The following is a 17,180-nucleotide window of genomic DNA, read 5'->3' as shown; positions in this document are numbered from 1 at the left end:
AGCTGATAGAAACAGAAGCCACTGGAGCACCTCAAAAACACCATCATACACTAAATCAGTAAGTTGGCAGCATCACCCACAAATGGGGCGTAATATCCCAGTCGGCAAGTTTGCCATTTGCCGCCAGTTCATTGGTTCCCCATAAAATGTGATAACCCGTAGGGTCGGCGGCGAACTGCGCATTAGATCGCTGAACATGAACGGCTTCTTCCGCGAGGGTATAAACGTGCCTGGCATAATAAGCGACCAGCTGTTCCGGTGGGTTTTGATAAATGACGGCGGGCATAATGACGTTTTTGATATCGTCATCGGACATTGGCGTCAGAGCGTTAAAGAGCCGTATGGCTTCCTGTTGCCACAGGGCGATACTGGCCGGCGAACTGGCCAGTATCGTCCCGCGAAGCCCGGCAGGCTGTAAGCAGGCGTGCTCTGCGGCAAGCATTCCGCCCCAGGAATGTCCCAGTATCGAATACCCTTGTCCGATACCCAGGTGATGAATTAATTGGGTTAATTGACGGAGATAACGCGCAATAGTCCAGAAAGACGCGTCGGCATGAGGAAAATGCGTTGAACGACCGCAGCCATATTGATCGTAAAATATTACCATGCGCCCGTCATCAGCCAGATGGCGATAATTTAATAAATAATCAAAGCCGCCAGAAGGGCCGCCGTGAAGGATAATGAGCGGCGTGAGTAATGATTTTCTGTCTCCATAAATCCGATAGCTTGTCAATATGTTTTCAGAAAACATTTCGCCATAGAGATAAGTATCATTCATATTCTTAATGACTCAGTGTGTGGCAGGGCAGGCGAAATTTATATTCGCCTGGGTAATGTTATTTTTTTATTGTGTGTAAAACATTACACCAGAAGGTGGCGTAATGTTCCCATTGCAGAAACTGCGGGCTTCCCCAGTGCGGTGAACAATCACTGGCAAAGCAACATACTTTCCCTTTATGGTAAGTACCCATAACTAACAGTGGATCGCCATTAATTTCAGCAAGGACCTGACTATTTTCTTTGGCGATAAGCTTGTTATAGCCCAATAGCGGCGGCCATTCGCTAAATGGCTGGGTAATAACATGCTCTACCGCAGTATTTACTGCTTTACATCCTTGCGGTAGTTCTACGCGGTCATCTACATCCAGCATATCAACCGGCAATACCTCCGCCAGAACCGTATTTTTATAATTGGCTTTTGCTTCTATTCCCGTAAAGGATAAATACCCGCCGATCATCAACAGACCGCCGCCCTCAGCAACATAATCGGCGATAAGTTGTAATGCATCAGGAATAATGTCCATATTATAAAACGTTCTGTTTTGTAGCAGGAACGTATTGCTACCGATATCACTGATGACGATCGCATCATAGCAGGCTAATGCTTCGGCGGTTTGTGGAAAACGAGTTTGCACAATATGGGCAGGCATGTAGTCCACATCGATATTACCCTGGCGTAAGCAGGATAATAAATAGTCTGCGCCTTCTTCATATTTGCTCGATGTAAAGCTATCAAAACCTTTAGAGTGAATCATATGAATGTGCCAGGATTCGCCAATAAATAAAATTTTCATTATGTCACCTGTTAATTAATGTGAATGACTTTATTAGATTGGGTACGCATTCGATGTAAAACCTGCAAGTGCTGAGGCATACTCGACGCACCGACTTGTTCCACCGCCAGAGAAGCGAAAGCGGAGGCATATTGAATGGCTGCGACCATATCTGCTTGTCGCGCCAGCGCGGCGGCTAAGGCGCCATTAAAAGCGTCACCGGCCCCAGCGGCATCTTTTACCACGGCGCTCCACGCAGGAATATACAACGTGCGGGCGTGCTCACAGAGCAGAGAACCACGGGCGCCAAGGGTAATAATGACTTTTTTCACCCCGGATTGCAGAATAATATTTCCGGCTTTTTTCGCATCATTAATATCAGTAATGGTTACGCCGGATAAAAAAGAGGCTTCAGTTTCATTCGGCGTGATGATGTCAATATCAGATAATAAATGCGTCACCTGTTTCGTATAGGGGGCAGGATTCAGCATGATCATTTTATTTTCTTGTTTGCCCAGACGAATAAATTCAGTCAACGCTTCAATGTTCGTTTCGAGCTGCATTAACATAACGTCAGACTCGGCGATATAACGGTGTTGCTCGTTAATCTCTTGCGTGGTGAGCATCATATTGGCGCCAGGGTAGATGGCGATAATATTATCGCCATCCACGGCGGAGACATAGATCAATGCGCTACCGGTGGGCGCTTTATCTGTTTGATACGCGCTGTATGAGGTGATGCCTGATTGAATAATATGATTCATAGCAAATGCGCTGAACTGATCTTTGCCCACTTTAAAAATAAAATGTGCCGCAGCGCCGGCATTGTTTGCCGCTAAAGCCTGGTTGGCTCCTTTACCTCCAGGATAGAATCCAAATTGACTGGCCAGAATGGATTCTCCGCTTTGTGGAAACCACGGCACGGTTGCTGAAACATCAATATTGAAGGAGCCTAAAACACACACCTTGCCTGCTTTTTTTGTGTTTTCCCGGCGCAGTTTTGCATCCTGATGGATTGGCGTGGCGATAGTGCTGGAGATATCAATCTTATTTTCAGTGATAAGCTTACTCAGCGCGTCACGGTTTAAAATCCCTCCGCCATAGCAACGCTGAAGCATACCTGATTTCTGGAAATAGCGTAGATCGGAACGAATAGTCTCCTGGCTAACCTTATAAAGGTCTGAAAGTTTACTGACGCTAACACTATTATCCTTTATCAGTAAATTAATGATGGCATGACGTCTTTCTTCTTTAAACATATTGCCTCCGGGTAGTGAGTTGAATTGTATTTATGGCAATGTTGTCATGCGGTGAATTCAATCACAGATTATGCGGTCAACCGGAAGTAACCCCAAATGAATGTCAATAATCAGAAGCGCAGTCAATGTGTTAAATATTAATTGCTTACAGAAGGGGAAAATAGTTTTGTGAGTGTTGTCATATATTTTCTATGTAATATGACGGGGTGAACGTAAAATAGTTGGGCTTGCACGATTCAGTGAGTATATGCAGCCGGACAGCGTTCGCTTATCAGTCGCTACCCTCGACGAAATAAGACGATATCGCTCTCCGGCCCTGGGGTTATATACGCTCGATTTTTGCCGGCAGCCCCTGACGTACTGCCGCACCGGAAACCCAGTCGAGCCAAGTGTTGGTAATGGTTCTTGTCGGATCAGCAAAGCCCAGATCGTTAAGATTTATGCCTGCCCTGATTTGTGGATCATACGGCATAGGCACGCCATCCAGAGAGTGCTGCGTTGCGCCCATCTCGCGGTGGCCATATCCGTGTTCGATGGCGATGACGCCTGGCATCACGCCATTTAACAAACTGATTTGCGCCACGACCTGACCGCCCGGCGTAATGATCCGTACCCGATCGCCATGTTGCAGTCCATAACGCTCGCCGTCTTGCGGATTCAGCGCCACCAGGTTTGCTGGCTTCACATGGTGTAAGCGCGGGATGACGGCTGTTGAGCTGGACATGGTATTTGATTTAAATGAAATCAGTTTCAGCGGCCATTGCCCAATGGGAAACTGGTCGTCAATCGCACGACCATCTGACAAACGCGCCGGATACCAGACCGGGCAACCGCTGAAGCGCTCCCCGGTGATGGCGTGACGGTGGGCGGCGACATCTGCATTCCAGATCTGTAAGGGTTTTTTCCACGCGTTACCTAACCGTTGCTCCGTATAGCCGCTATCCTCGGGCGCAAACCGGCCGCCACGCGAGTAGATAAACGCCACGCGACCGACCTCATCAGCTTTAAGCGTGTGCTGAATTGCTGGCAGAATGCGGCTGACGCCGGTAAGCGAAATATCTTCCTGATTTGCCGGCGCGACCGGCGTCTTGCCCATAAAGGCGATATTAGCGGCTACGCGCAGATAGAAATCTTCCGCCCGGTTCAGTGGAAAAGTATTGCCCTGCGGATCGGTTATCGCCCGGTCGCCGAAGCCGGGCAGACGGAGCCGTTTTGCTACCGCAATACAAAATGCTTCCATTGAGACAGGTTGCCCGTCCGCCGTTCGGTGAGTGGCGGGGGCGACAACCGGCCAGCGGGCGGTAGTGGCTTTACTGGCTACGCCGCCCCAGGGTGCCGTAAAGCCCCAGCTCTCAAAATTGTGCGTATCCGGCACAATGTAATCCGCCAGCGCCGTCGTTTCATTCATAAAGGCGTCAATCGCGATAAAGAGCGGCAGTCGGCGAGGGTCTTTTAGCTTTTCTTCCGCCGCGGCGCGTAGACCGGGAACACCGTAAAACGGGTTGCTCATATTGGAAATCCAGGCTTTAAGCGGATAAGGATAACCTTCGAGTGCGGAGGTCAACAGTTCGGTAAGCTGGCCTGCCACAAAGGGATACCATGGCGCTTTGGCTGGATAAGGGGATTGCCCGCCGGCAATTTTGTCGCGGTATTCTTCCGATGCTTCATAAGCGGTTTTGCTACGGGCAATACTCAACCCGGACGGTTTCACTTTTCCGGCAAAACTGTTCATGTTGTAGCGGGGGCCGTCGCTAACGCCGTTGAATTTGCCGCCGCCGACAAAGACGCCGCCGGACAAGCTGAGGTTGCCGATCAGCGCGTTAAGCATCATGACCGACCAGGCGTTATAAAACCCATTGCCGGCCATCATGCCGCCGTGACTGATGACCGCAGCTTTACGTCCGTGACTGGTAAAGGTTTCCGCCAGCGCGATAATTTGCGCTTCCGGCACGCCGCACTGTTCGCTGTATTGCGCCAACGAGAGCTTTTCTGCCGCCTCTTTCAGGCGTTGCAACCCGCTCTTCACCGTGACCCGTTGGCCGTCGGCGAGCGTAACGTACTGCGTCACGAAAAGCCGTGCCTGTCGGCAAGTGGAGGCATCGACCAACTCGCCGTCGGTATTCAGCACGACGGGGGTCTCTTCGCCATCGGGCGTAAGATGGCGTAGCGTCAGGTGTTGTCCGGCAAGCGTCGGTAGTTCATCCGCAATGACCAGGTGCGTGGCGTTGGTCCAACTTTGCTCGCCGGCCTGCTGCATCGCTTGTACGCCGGGAATCGCCAGATAATCAGCATTATAACGTTGATTATCCATGATCCAGCGGATCATCCCCATTGCCAGCGCCGAATCGCTGCCGGGCATGACCGGTTGCCAGCGACCGCGAGGATCGGCGAGCACCGTTGATAAGGGCAGGGCGGGGGCGACCACGACGTATTGAAAATTCTCACGCAGCCGGGCGCTCGCCAACTGACGCGCCTGGCGTTTAAAGGGATTACCGGACTGTGCCGGGGAGGTGCCCATAAAGAGCGCAAACTCCACGTTTTCCCAGTCGGGTTTGACATGCGGGTTTTTATCCAGATCGCCCATCAGCGCCCCGGAGCCGGCCCGGTAAGCTAGTCCACAGTAGGCGCCATGCGCGCCGAAATTCTTGCTGCCGAAGCTATTTAGCGCAAAACGACGCAGAAACGCATCGCGGCCTTCGTCGCTGGTATTCGTGACCAGTAACTGATTGGTTTTGGGCCCGAAACTGGGGTGCTTTGCGTCAATTGGCGTATCCGGCGCATGAATCGCGCGCAGTCCGTCCACATGACCTTCACCAAACAGATCGCCGCCTTCCACGACCTCTTCAATAAGCTGCTCAAAGCTGATGCGCTGCCATTTCCCTTCGCCGCGTTTACCCACGCGTTTCATCGGTTCAAGCAGTCGCAGCGGACTGTACAGGCTTTCCAGCAGCGTGGCGCCGCGCGCGCAGGCGGTTGAGCGGGCGTCAAGACCGCTTTCTCCCGCCAGTTGCTCCATGGCTTCGCTAAAAGGGACGGACGAGTCAATCGGGTGTTCCTGCGACAAGGGGTGATAGGGATTGCCGGCGATGCGTATTACTTTGCCATCGGCATTTACCCGGGCGCGGATACCGCACTGTGTCCAACAGCCGAAGCATTGTGTCATGGCGATGGTTTGTTGTGGATTTTGCTGCCAGTGCGTTTGTGCCTGCGCCTCCGGAATTAACGCGTTGCCAAAGATGCGGTCGCGCGTTACCTTGCCGGATGTCCCGTTTAACAGGCCATCAATTGCGCGTTTCGCCACATCACGGTAGCTCAGACCAAAAGTGACCATCCCACCGACGGCGAGACCGACTTTTAGCCACTGACGACGGGTTAAATTAGCCATGTTGTAATCTCCTGGTGAGTCCGTTCAGCGTTTCACGAATAATAATCAGTAGCGCTATCCACAGGCCGAAGGTGCCGAGAATAGCCAGCCAGCCATCCGTTCCGCCTGGTAACGAGTAAGGGTTAAATTGCGCGTTGAACTTGGGGACGGTTTGTACCTGAATCAACAATGTCCAGCGCATCAGCCAACATAGCGCCAGCGCGCTGAGAACCAGCAGGACGCGTCTTAGCTGTGATAACGGATGGCGTAGCGCCAGGCTACAGAACAGCAGTGTGCATACCCACAGCGCTACCCAGCCGACAGCGTAATATTTGGCTGACAGGGCGACGGTAATCCACTGACGGATTGCCGTGCCGGAAAGCGTATCGCCGCTAACCCACATGGCCACAACCAGCCCCAGCGCCGCCAGCGTCCAGATTTGTCCCCACAATATTTTTGGCAGCCTTACCGAGTCGCGTCGGGCGGCGACAATCATCAGCGCGAAGAACGCCTGTAAGGCGCTAAGAAACATCGCCACGGGGAAGGCGTAGCTAAACCAGATTGGGCGCGCCAGCACAACGGAGACTTCGCGGCCGGTATAAATCAACAGGCCCACCGCGCAAAGCGCGCTGGCTAACGCCAACCATTTAGTGACGTTGTAACTTTTATTGAATAATCGTTTTATCTGCTGCGCCAGGAACCACAGCGCGAGAAATCCGGTAAACAGCGGCAGGAACAACGCTCCCCAGGGCATCCACGACCAGGGCGTCGGCCAGGCATAGAAATGCCAGACGCGGGCGGTCTGGTGCAGATCCGCCGTCAACGCCAGCGGTGCGGTAATCGCACAGGTAATGGCAATCAGTAATGCCCGATTTTCTTCTGTTGCGGCGTCTTTTTTCCGCCAGTGAAGATAACAGGCAAACAGTGCGGCGCAGGCGGCAATGCCAATAAAAAAGAAATATTGTACCGCCCACGGCAGCCAGCTAATGTCCTGCGGGTGAGCCAGCACTTCTTCAATGATGAGTGAATGCGTCATTCAGACCTCCTGCCAAAGCGCGGGCTGCGCACGGCCCATTAATGGGGTGACAAAGGCGTCGTCCAGACCCAGGTAGAAAACATGGGGCGACGTGCCGTTTTCCGGCTTTAATACCTTGATAGCGTCGCGATGTTGATGAAGCATGGTGGAGATGCGGCTATGGGGATCTTTGATATCGCCAATAATACGCGCGCCGCCGACGCAGGACTCTACGCAAGCGGGTAACAGCCCGGCTTCCAGACGATGGACGCAAAACGTGCATTTATCGGCAGTTTGCGTTTCATGATTGATAAATCGGGCGTCGTAAGGACACGCCTGGACACAATAGGCGCAGCCGACGCAGCGTTTGTTATCCACCACCACAATGCCATCTTCCCGCTGAAAGGTGGCTTGTACCGGGCAGACCGGCACACAGGGGGGGTTATCGCAATGGTTGCACAGACGCGGCAACAGCACATTCGTGACTTCCTGACTACCTTCACGCTGGACCTGGTATTGGTTCACGGTCGTACGAAACGCGCCCTGCGGCGTTTGGTTTTCAATAGTGCAACTTACGGTACAGGACTGACAGCCGATACAACGCCGCAGGTCGATAAGCATGGCGTAACGGTGTCGGGGAGAGCCTTCATGCCGCTCCGGCGAAAAAGGAAATTTCGCTTCAGCCAGCGGAACCAGCGAGGCGCCAGCGGTCAGGACGCCGAGCTGCTGGAGAAATTGCCGTTTACTGCTGTCCATATTGACTCCCGTCCACATTGCCAACAATGAAACATTTGTCACGATGTTGGTTCATGTGTAATGAATAAAAAATGTTGATGATTTACAGTGTAAAAATCGAGACGGGGTGCGCTCTATTGTGGTTAACCACATACCCGGCTTGTTGTTGATCTAAAACAACATAATTGACAGGGATATTGGGGTGAGAGGTAAAACCGTAAGGCGCCTGGCGGTGTTGGCGGCAGTAGGGCTACTTTGTCATGGCGCGTGGGCAGGGACGTGGAATATCGGTATTTTGGCCATGCGCGGCGAGGCGTCTACGCGTAGCCACTGGCAACCGTTGGCAAAGACATTAAGCCAACAGCTTCCAGGCGAAACCTTTCACATCCAGCCGCTGGATCTGCATCAAATGCAGGAAGCCGTTAACCAGGGAACCGTGCAGTTTGTGATAACCAACCCGGCGCAATTTGTCCAACTGAACAGCCATGCGCCGCTCCGCTGGTTAGCTTCCCTGCGCTCCACGCGCGATGGGAAAGCGGTGAGTAATGTTATTGGCAGCGTGATTTTGACCCGGCGCGATAGCGGCATCACCACGGCGCATGATCTCATCGGTAAGACCGTCGGCGCGATTGATGCTCAGGCATTTGGCGGCTATTTATTAGGCTATAAAGCGCTCAGCGACGCGGGCTTACGCCCGGAGCACGATTTTCATCTTCGTTTTACCGGATTTCCTGGCGATGCCTTAGTCTATATGCTGCGCGAAAAAGCGGTGCAGGCGGCAATTGTGCCAGTGTGTCTGTTAGAAAATATGGATCAGGAAGGATTGATTAATAAAAAGGACTTTATCGCGCTGCTTTCCCGACCGACGCCCCTGCCTTGCTTAACCAGTACGCCGTTATATCCTGACTGGTCGTTCGCGGCGCTACCTGCGGTAAGCGATGCGCTGGCGGATCGCGTAACGCGAGCGCTATTCAACGCGCCCGCCGCCGCGTCATTTCACTGGGGCGCGCCAGCGTCGACCAGTCAGGTGGAAGCGTTGCTGCGTGATGTTCGTCAGCACCCTCAGCAGCGTCGACTGTGGCTGGATGTCAAAAGTTGGTTAATCCAGCACCAGCTAATGGTCGGCGGCGTGATTCTGGCGTTCCTGTTGCTCACGCTCAATTATATTTGGGTCATGCTGCTGGTGCGTCGACGTGGAAAGCAACTGGAACGTAATAGCGTAGTCCTTCATCAGCATGAGCGGGCGCTGGAAACCGCCCGGCAAATGAGCGTGTTGGGTGAAATGACCTCCGGGTTTGCCCATGAGCTTAATCAGCCGCTTTCCGCGATTCGACATTATGCCCAGGGGTGCCTGATTCGACTGCGCGCTGCAGATGAACAGCATCCCTTGCTGCCGGCGCTGGAGCAGATTGACCAGCAGGCGCAACGCGGTGCGGATACTCTGCGTAACCTGCGTCACTGGGTTAGCCAGGCGCAGGGCAACCCGGTGCTAACCGAAGCGTGGAAGGCCATAGCCATTCGCGAGGCGATTGATCATGTCTGGCAATTGTTGCGTATGGCGCAACAATTTCCGACAGTGACTCTGCATACCGAGGTTAGCGCTGCGCTGCGCGTAACGCTGCCGTCAGTGCTGCTGGAACAGGTGCTGGCGAATATCATTCTTAATGCGGCTCAGGCGGGCGCCACCCATTTATGGGTCGTTGCTGAACGCACTGAAAACGGCATCAGTATCGCTTTACAGGATAACGCCGGGGGAATCGATGAGGCGCTATTACGTCAGGCGTTTCAGCCGTTTATGACCACCCGCAAAGAGGGGATGGGCTTAGGGCTGGCGATTTGCCAGCGGCTGGTGCGGTATGGGAGGGGCGATATCAGCATCAGGAACCAGACCGCGCCGGACGGTCTGTCGGGAACGGTGGTCACGATATATTTCTTACATGAACATGGGGGCAGGGATGGCGACAATTCATCTACTGGATGATGATACGGCGGTCACTAACGCGTGCGCGTTTTTACTGGAAAGTCTGGGATATGACGTAAAATGCTGGACGCAGGGGGCGGATTTTTTGGCGCAGGCCAGTCTGTATCAGGCCGGGGTCGTATTACTGGATATGCGAATGCCGGTACTGGATGGGCAGGGCGTTCATGATGCGTTGCGCCAGTGCGGAAGTACCCTGGCGGTTGTTTTTCTTACCGGGCATGGCGATGTACCGATGGCCGTGGAGCAGATGAAACGCGGCGCCGTCGATTTTCTGCAAAAACCGGTATCGGTAAAACCGCTACAGGCGGCGCTGGAGCGTGCGCTGACGGTTTCATCGGCAGCGGTGGCGCGCCGTGAGATTATACTTTGTTACCAGCAGTTGACGCCGAAAGAGCGTGAGCTGGCCAGCCTGGTGGCAAAAGGATTTATGAACCGTGAAATTGCGGAAGCGATGAATATCGCGGTGCGTACCGTAGAGGTGCACCGCGCCAGAGTCATGGAAAAAATGCAGGCCGGTAGCCTGGCGGAACTGATTAGGCGTTTCGAAAAAATGGCCTCGCCAGAGACCAGAATACGAACAACGTATGAGCCATGAATAATAAACTGCGTTATTTCTTTGATTTGCATCAAATTTTGTTTAATTGAGAAGACTGTTATATTCTGTTGGTTTGAGCTGGCGACGAGTAAAACGTATGACAAAACCGACAAAAGATGACGAACTGTACCGCGAGATGTGCCGGGTGGTGGGCAAGGTCGTGCTGGAAATGCGCGATCTGGGGCAGGAGCCTAAATATATTGTTGTTGCGGGCGTGTTAAGAACCGCGCTGGCGAATCAACGCATCCAACGTAGCGCGTTAGAAAAACAGGCTATGGAAACCGTGATTAACGCTCTGGCGCGGTCATAGCCGCTATCAGGGTGGCAATAACGAAATCGCCTTTGAATTGTCGCGATTGTCACCATGGCGGGCTGGTTACCCGCCGTTAGCGATGCGCAGGGTTATCAGGTGATGGCTAAGCGCAGCCCTAACGTATCAGGGTACGGCTCAAAATAATTCTGGCTGCGTAGATAGTCATCCGGATGTTCCGCCAGATAGTGCTTCAGCAGCGTTAACGGTGCCAGGATAGGTAGTCGGCCCGCCCGGTAGCCGAGAATCACCTCGCGTAATTCCGCGCGTTGCCTGCTGTTCAACGCGCGGTGAAAATAGCCCTGGATATGCATCAGCACATTGGTGTGATTTTTACGTGAAGCGGGGTGGCGCAGGATAGCCATCAGTTTTTCTCTGTATCGGACAAAGAAGGCATCCAGATCGTCCCACTCATGCAGACGCGCGACGAAAGGGCCAATTTCGCGGTAGCCGGCCTGGTGGTGGGCGAGAAGCTGAAGTTTGTATCGGCTATGAAACGCGAGCAAACTGTGACGACTCAAGCCCTGCGCGCGTAGCGCATTTAATTCATGTAGCGCGAAGATACGTGCGATGAAATTCTCGCGTAGTACCGGATCGTGCAGGCGACCATCTTCCTCTATCGGCAGCCAGGGATATTTGTCCATCATCGCGGCGGTAAACAGCCCCGTGCCAGCTTTGCGGCCCCTGTTACCCTTTTCATCATACAGGCGAACGCGCTCCATTCCGCAACTGGGCGATTTTGCACACACAATAAACCCCGCCAGTTCGCCTATTGTTGGCAGAAACCGATCGGCAAAGGCATTCATTCGCTCGGTGACGTCATCGTGCGGGGCATGGCTATAGCGCATCCGAATGTCGCCACAGGTCGTCTGGATAAGACGCAGCGCAGGACGGGGCACGGGCAGGCCGATCGCCACCTCCGGGCAGATCGGTTTGTAGTCCACCCACGGCGCCAGAGAGTTCATGACAAAATCCATACGCTTATGTCCGCCATCAAAGCGTACCGCGGCGCCAGTCAGACATCCGCTAATGCCGACTACGGGTTTGTTATTCATGATTCCCCCTTATTGAAAGTACGACGACTGACGCCAATGGCGCAAAATGTTATCTCACGCTGATTTAAAACTTACACAACTTTGTTTTTTTGTCTAAGTTTTCGCGGAGATTTTTTTGACGTAGTTAAATATCAATAAGATAGAATGAGGGGAAGAAATCTATTTCAGCGCTTATAGTGTGATAACCTCCAGCGAAGCGACCACGTTGCGCCACTGGGCAAGCTGTTTTTTCTGCCCGGCAGTGAGCTTGCCGGTGGTCACCAGGAACCATTTTCTCTGGGCGAACAGCTCGGGCGCCAGAACGGCTGGTGGAGAGGGAAGCACATTGAGCCGCAGCTCTTGTCCGGTACGAGTCAACGCTTCCAGCCAGATTTCACAGTGATCCGAGAGATGCCATCCGCTAATAAAAGCATTGTTGCCAGGCGCTTTTCTGTCGCCTTCAAGGCAAAAAGAGGTGTAGGCAATAATGATGCCATCCAATATTTCGCGCAGCGTCATCACGGCGGGAAGATGCGCGGACACTTTGCTGCGCAACGGACGCAATAAATGGGTCACCAGTTCTGCGCGGGGATATTCCCGGCCACAGTCATAAATCAACTGCCGCAGCGCGTCAATTCGCCCTTCGTGGAGATGTTGAAGCATCGTCTCCTGAATCGTTATCCAGTTATCGCCCAGGCGAATGACCGGACGCGACAGTAAGGGTTTGACCTGGCTTATCGGTACGCCTTTTCTCACCCAGTCGAGGATGCTAAGCGCTTGTCGAATATCGTCATCGCTGTATAAGCGATGCCCGCCATCAGTACGCTGCGGTTTCAATAAACCATAGCGTCGCTGCCATGCCCTTAGCGTGGCGGCATTGATACCGCATAGTCTGGCAAATTCGCCGATAGAATACGACATGGTAAAGCCCGTTAAATAATGGGATTCTACTATATCATGATTAAATGAAGACTAAGGTAGTGATAAATGGTGCGGCATACCAGGGCATCCGTATGGATTTTGTCGATGATGAGCAATACTGCGTGGCGTAAGGCTCATCAAAATATGACCAATGCTTAATACCATCGGATGCCCCTGGTTAATACTCTATTAACCTCATTCTTCGGGCGCAGTTAAGTAACTCTGTCACTTTATGAACCTGTAGCTTTCTCATCATATTCATCCGATGTGTTTCGACGGTTTTTATACTGATATGTAGCTTTTCGCTGATCCCATGATTGGTATACCCCTCGTCAATAAGTTTAAGAACCTGACGCTCGCGCAAAGTAAGCAGTTGATGATTGGTCGTGTCAGCCTTTAATTCAGCCAGGATAGCTTCCCGATTCAACGTCGGGTCAATGTAACGCTTGTTTACTGCGACTGTTTGCAATGCCGCTAACAGAACTTGCTGACTACTGCTTTTTAAAACATAGCCATTAGCACCTGCGGCTAAAGTTTTAATGGTCATATACTCTTGTTGGTATGCTGTGTAAACCAGAATATTCATTGCTGGCCAACGCTGATGTAATTGAGGAATGATATCCAGGCCATTGATGCCAGGTAAGCTAAGATCAAGGATAAGTATGTCAGGCTCGTATGCGCAACAGGCATTATAAACCTCAAGACCATTTTTAACATGCTCTACAATTTTAAAATGAGGCCAGGGTAATAAGGCATTCATAATGCCGTTAATGATGATTTCATGATCGTCTACTAATAAGATCTTATATTCTTTCATTTTGCTGCCCTCGCGAAAATTAAGATAATATTAAGTAATGGTGTAGTTTTTGAAGATCATACGTATTTTCTGGCGTAAGTCGGTTAGTTCCTCCAGCGCGATGATTTTCCCCATTTTTACGCGATTTTCAATGTCTATGACATAGCATACCAATTCAGTCTGCCCTATTTGACCTAAACAGCCTTTTAATGTGTGAATTAACTGATCGATTTTTTGTCCAGCCGATACGGCATTTTCAATATCAGCCAGCAAGAGGTCCAGTGATTGGAAAATCTTGCTATTAATGACCATATCATCTGTCGCCAGTAGCGCTGAGCAGCGACTTGGATCCTGCTCCTGTAGCTCTATATTTCGTAAAAGTTGGTATTCTGCGGCAATACTGATATAGCGAGCTAAGGTAGCCAACGTCACTGGTTTGGTAATGTAATGATGAATCCCATTTTTTTTACAACGATGAATATCTTCTGTCGCTACGCTAGCGGATAGCGCCACAAACATGCAGTCAGGATCTAAATTATTCGGCTCATCGTGCCATAATTGTACACATTCAATACCATCTATTTCTGGCATTCTAATGTCAATCAGTACTAAATCGAATCGCTGCTGTTGTGATAAAGTCAGAGCCTCGTTACTACTGGCGGCAATAGTGACGTGTTGGCCCAGGCTGACAAGCATTTTGCCGATGATATCCCGATTAATATCGGCATCATCAACCAAAAGAATCTGCAACTGCCAGGGTGGTAACAAATTATTTATTACTGGTATATTTGGTGTACACAATATTAACTGTTGCGCCAGGTCGTAAAGTTTTCCGGGGAAATACAAAAGCTCTGCGTTGAGAAGCGCATTTTGCTGGTGGGGTGGCTCGCCGCGTATTCCCCAGCAAGCCAGTTGCCGATGCAGGCAGAACGGCGCTGACAGCGTCCCTTTAATGGGTTGAGGCGGCTGGTATTCTTGTAAGGGTAATACTAGCGAGACACAGGTTCCAACCCCGGGGACACTTTTTAGTGTCAGATTACCGCCCATCATTTTAGCCAGGCTTGACGCAATAGTCAGTCCAATTCCTGTACCTTGCGAATTTGTGTCTGCTTGATAAAAAGCAGTAAAGATTTGAGACTGCTGCTGTATTTCAATCCCTTTACCGCTATCGCTAACCAGAAATATTAATTGTTCCTCATGACGCTTGACCGTCAGACGTATCCCTCCGGTTTCGGTAAATTTTACCGCGTTCCCGAGTAAATTAACCAAAATTTGCCGTAAACGGATACTGTCGGTATGAAAATAGAGAGGGACATGTTGACCGACAAAAGTACGTAATGACAGTTTTTTGCTTTGCGCCGGCCCCTGGATGGTTTGCATTGTCTGGTCCAGTAACGGCAGTAACGCTGTTTCTTCCATATGTAATGTGAAATGACCAGACTCGATGCGTGAAAAATCCAGCAGATTATTAATAATAGCTAACAAAGACAGTGTACAATTCCTGGCGGTATCAGCTAATCCTTGCTGCTCTATGTTTAAAGGGGTGGTTTGTAATAATTCAATCGCACCGAGTACGCCATTCATCGGAGTACGTAACTCATGACTTATTACCGTAAGATGAATGCTTTTACGTTTGTTAGCTTGCTCAGCGCGTTTTTTTGCTTCATTTAGCGCCTGGGTGCGCTCTGCGACTTTGTTTTCCAGATTGTCGTATTGGACTTGTAGAGTATCAAGCAGTTGGTTAAAAGCACCGGCAATACTATCTAATTCATCCAGTCGTTGTGCTGGTAAACGTGTGCTCAGCGGTGCAGTTGCGGTTTTATTAATGACATCGACAAAACGCCATAACGGTTTGGCCAGTGAGCGATGTAGTAACCAGCAAAAAGCCGACGTCATCAACACCAATGCTGTTAATGTAAAGGGGATTTGTTGAAGGATAATTTTTAAGATGCGATTATGTAGATTACCGTATGGGTACAGCGTAACCAGACTCCATCCGGGGCCATGCAAGGTTGTGCGTAATATCAGAAATCCGGGAATTTGCTGCCATCCATCATGCAGCGTTACATTCTCTAACTGTGTACGTATTTTTTGCGGGATGTATGAAAACGGCAATAAGTGGTTGTTTTGATCCAGCCATACTCGAATACTATCATCTAATGGTAGGTGGCTCTTAGTAATGAGATCGGGAAGTTTAACCGTCACCCCAAAAAATACGCCTTGCTGATCGGCAACCGCAACGGAAGCGTGCCATCCTTTGCCGTTTATGTATTCTGGTTCACTCCAGTAAAACCCGGCATGGGTTGGGTATAAAGGAAAGCTTTTTCGCGTTAAAGGCTGTAGAGTTGAATAATCTGAAGGGTTATCAGTAGATAATAACGAAATCTCATTTTTATGGTTAAGAATAAAACTATCGCGACGAAAGCTTTTTTCATCGATATCAGAGGACTGCAGAAAGAGACGGTGCTTCTCTCCGTTTAGCGTCGGCGTGCAATTTGAAGGACCGACAGAAAGATGCCGGCTCACCTCAGGGAAAATATCGTTATGATGAATCTCAGTCGCTAATGAGCATTGATACATTAAATTTTTAGCGTCACGTTCAGCTTCTTCAAACCGTTGATTGCTTAGTACAATATTCATCTCGGATAGAACGGATAAATCCTCTATTATATGCTGCCGTTTCTGAACCATTGATATATAAGCTGCGGTAAGCACAGATAGCAGCCAAATAATTATTGTTGTTAATAAAAATAAAAAAGTTAGCCTGATTACTAAAGATGTTTGCAGCGTATTCTTGAGATTGAGCAAATTCATAATGCTTTCCTCCAGTTGCCTGTTGCAAAATCTTTGGCACTTGATCACTATCGCAGTACATATAGTTTCATCAGAAGATTAATCGATGGTGTTATCATTAGGAAGATAAATTTCTTTATATATAACCCAGTCGATGACTACAATTACTTTTTAATAAGGTGGCGATGTAAAAACATCGTAACAGTTTATTTAATAAATAATTTTTCAAATTGTAATTTTTTATGTCAATGCTGAAAGTGTAATTGTGAATTTATCGGAAAATCCGAATGATAGAATCGCCTGTGACAAGGTATATGTAGACAGCATCCTGATATTGTACAAGAAGAGTATAGTCGAAATAAATGTGAATCAGGCTTTTTACGGATGTGGTTGTGAGCGAATTTGATAGAAACTCCCATTTATGTCTGAGGAGGGATTCATGCTGGCAGTTTTAAAAGGCATTCCATTAATTCAGGATATCAAGGCCGAAGGTAATAGCCGATCCTGGATAATGACTATTGATGGGCATCCTGCCAGAGGAGAAATTTTCTCAGAAGCATTTTCTATTTCTTTGTTCTTAAATGACCTGGAAAGCTTACCTAAGCCTTGTCTTGCCTATGTGACACTACTGCTTGCAGCACACCCGGACGTCCATGATTATGCTATACAGCTCACAGCGGATGGGGGATGGTTAAACGGTTATTATACCACAAGTAGTAGCTCTGAGCTTATTGCTATTGAGATAGAAAAACACCTGGCTTTAACTTGCATTTTAAAAAATGTAATACGCAATCACCATAAACTTTATTCGGGTGGGGTATAAA

Annotated in this window: 13 protein-coding genes and 1 pseudogene; 4 read left to right on the top strand and 10 right to left on the bottom strand. The window is 50.0% G+C overall.

Annotated elements, in window-relative coordinates; all coding sequences use genetic code 11:
• Positions 1 to 79: 79 nt before the first annotated feature.
• The 6 genes and pseudogenes from ACLJPQ_RS09435 to ttrB all read right to left on the bottom strand — a co-directional run.
• Positions 80 to 778 (bottom strand): annotated as a pseudogene (locus tag ACLJPQ_RS09435) (alpha/beta fold hydrolase); the annotation flags it as partial.
• A 58-nt stretch (positions 779 to 836) separates the two neighbouring features.
• On the bottom strand, positions 837 to 1,574 hold the full coding sequence (locus ACLJPQ_RS09430) for a glutamine amidotransferase (RefSeq protein WP_000697187.1): 738 nt from the start codon (positions 1,572 to 1,574) through the stop codon (positions 837 to 839).
• Positions 1,575 to 1,585: 11 nt separating this feature from the next.
• Positions 1,586 to 2,812: a PfkB family carbohydrate kinase gene (locus ACLJPQ_RS09425; RefSeq protein WP_000471822.1), complete on the bottom strand. Its 1,227-nt coding sequence runs from the start codon at positions 2,810 to 2,812 to the stop codon at positions 1,586 to 1,588.
• A 322-nt stretch (positions 2,813 to 3,134) separates the two neighbouring features.
• A complete protein-coding gene (ttrA, locus tag ACLJPQ_RS09420) occupies positions 3,135 to 6,197 on the bottom strand; it encodes a tetrathionate reductase subunit TtrA (RefSeq protein WP_080184920.1) in 3,063 nt (1,020 codons plus the stop codon).
• Positions 6,190 to 7,212: a tetrathionate reductase subunit TtrC gene (gene ttrC / locus ACLJPQ_RS09415; protein ID WP_000149760.1), complete on the bottom strand. Its 1,023-nt coding sequence runs from the start codon at positions 7,210 to 7,212 to the stop codon at positions 6,190 to 6,192. Before ttrC ends, ttrA begins: the two co-directional genes overlap by 8 nt.
• Positions 7,213 to 7,947, bottom strand: a complete 735-nt coding sequence (ttrB, locus tag ACLJPQ_RS09410) for a tetrathionate reductase subunit TtrB (protein WP_001527654.1) — start codon at positions 7,945 to 7,947, stop codon at positions 7,213 to 7,215.
• A 181-nt stretch (positions 7,948 to 8,128) separates the two neighbouring features.
• On the opposite strand from ttrB, the gene ttrS reads away from it, so the two are divergent.
• The 3 genes from ttrS (at position 8,129) to fumD (ending at position 10,812) form a co-directional block, all read left to right on the top strand.
• Entirely contained in the window at positions 8,129 to 9,907 is a 1,779-nt protein-coding gene (gene ttrS / locus ACLJPQ_RS09405; protein WP_078057656.1) for a tetrathionate respiration histidine kinase TtrS, read from the top strand.
• A complete protein-coding gene (ttrR, locus tag ACLJPQ_RS09400; RefSeq protein ID WP_000190927.1) occupies positions 9,882 to 10,502 on the top strand; it encodes a tetrathionate respiration response regulator TtrR in 621 nt (206 codons plus the stop codon). The genes ttrS and ttrR overlap by 26 nt, the downstream gene beginning before the upstream one ends.
• 97 nt (positions 10,503 to 10,599) lie before the next feature.
• Positions 10,600 to 10,812, top strand: coding sequence for a fumarate hydratase FumD (gene fumD / locus ACLJPQ_RS09395; protein ID WP_079897826.1), 213 nt, complete (start codon positions 10,600 to 10,602; stop codon positions 10,810 to 10,812).
• A gap of 95 nt (positions 10,813 to 10,907) precedes the next feature.
• Here the strand turns inward: fumD and mlrB are convergent, their stop codons facing one another.
• The 4 genes from mlrB to ACLJPQ_RS09375 form a co-directional block, all read right to left on the bottom strand.
• Positions 10,908 to 11,867, bottom strand: coding sequence for a transcriptional regulator MlrB (gene mlrB / locus ACLJPQ_RS09390; RefSeq protein ID WP_001060723.1), 960 nt, complete (start codon positions 11,865 to 11,867; stop codon positions 10,908 to 10,910).
• Positions 11,868 to 12,038: 171 nt separating this feature from the next.
• On the bottom strand, positions 12,039 to 12,767 hold the full coding sequence (locus ACLJPQ_RS09385) for a MerR family transcriptional regulator (protein ID WP_000122320.1): 729 nt from the start codon (positions 12,765 to 12,767) through the stop codon (positions 12,039 to 12,041).
• Between the two features lie 178 nt (positions 12,768 to 12,945).
• The gene (locus tag ACLJPQ_RS09380; RefSeq protein ID WP_000666334.1) at positions 12,946 to 13,584 is read right to left on the bottom strand and encodes a two component system response regulator; all 639 of its coding nucleotides are present in this window, start codon (positions 13,582 to 13,584) and stop codon (positions 12,946 to 12,948) included.
• Between the two features lie 30 nt (positions 13,585 to 13,614).
• The gene (locus ACLJPQ_RS09375) at positions 13,615 to 16,377 is read right to left on the bottom strand and encodes a two component system sensor kinase (RefSeq protein ID WP_080184921.1); all 2,763 of its coding nucleotides are present in this window, start codon (positions 16,375 to 16,377) and stop codon (positions 13,615 to 13,617) included.
• A gap of 400 nt (positions 16,378 to 16,777) precedes the next feature.
• Between ACLJPQ_RS09375 and spiC the strand changes: the two genes are divergently transcribed.
• Positions 16,778 to 17,179, top strand: coding sequence for an SPI-2 type III secretion system protein SpiC (gene spiC / locus ACLJPQ_RS09370; RefSeq protein WP_001562740.1), 402 nt, complete (start codon positions 16,778 to 16,780; stop codon positions 17,177 to 17,179).
• Position 17,180 lies beyond the last annotated feature (1 nt).

It is taken from the genome of Salmonella sp. SAL04213, from assembly GCF_046550535.1.
GTDB lineage: Bacteria > Pseudomonadota > Gammaproteobacteria > Enterobacterales > Enterobacteriaceae > Salmonella > Salmonella enterica.
Note: the sequence above shows the minus strand (reverse complement) of the source record. Positions and strands in the feature narration are given on the sequence as shown.

Excerpts from the sequence above, each read along its gene's own strand:
- ACLJPQ_RS09430 (WP_000697187.1), bottom strand. The coding sequence starts at position 1,574 with ATGAAAATTTTATTTATTGGCGAATCCTGGCACATTCATATGATTCAC.
- ACLJPQ_RS09425 (WP_000471822.1), bottom strand. The coding sequence starts at position 2,812 with ATGTTTAAAGAAGAAAGACGTCATGCCATCATTAATTTACTGATAAAG.
- ttrA (WP_080184920.1), bottom strand. The coding sequence starts at position 6,197 with ATGGCTAATTTAACCCGTCGTCAGTGGCTAAAAGTCGGTCTCGCCGTC.
- ttrC (WP_000149760.1), bottom strand. The coding sequence starts at position 7,212 with ATGACGCATTCACTCATCATTGAAGAAGTGCTGGCTCACCCGCAGGAC.
- ttrB (WP_001527654.1), bottom strand. The coding sequence starts at position 7,947 with ATGGACAGCAGTAAACGGCAATTTCTCCAGCAGCTCGGCGTCCTGACC.
- ttrR (WP_000190927.1), top strand. The coding sequence starts at position 9,882 with ATGGCGACAATTCATCTACTGGATGATGATACGGCGGTCACTAACGCG.
- fumD (WP_079897826.1), top strand. The coding sequence starts at position 10,600 with ATGACAAAACCGACAAAAGATGACGAACTGTACCGCGAGATGTGCCGG.
- mlrB (WP_001060723.1), bottom strand. The coding sequence starts at position 11,867 with ATGAATAACAAACCCGTAGTCGGCATTAGCGGATGTCTGACTGGCGCC.
- ACLJPQ_RS09385 (WP_000122320.1), bottom strand. The coding sequence starts at position 12,767 with ATGTCGTATTCTATCGGCGAATTTGCCAGACTATGCGGTATCAATGCC.
- ACLJPQ_RS09380 (WP_000666334.1), bottom strand. The coding sequence starts at position 13,584 with ATGAAAGAATATAAGATCTTATTAGTAGACGATCATGAAATCATCATT.
- ACLJPQ_RS09375 (WP_080184921.1), bottom strand. The coding sequence starts at position 16,377 with ATGAATTTGCTCAATCTCAAGAATACGCTGCAAACATCTTTAGTAATC.
- spiC (WP_001562740.1), top strand. The coding sequence starts at position 16,778 with ATGTCTGAGGAGGGATTCATGCTGGCAGTTTTAAAAGGCATTCCATTA.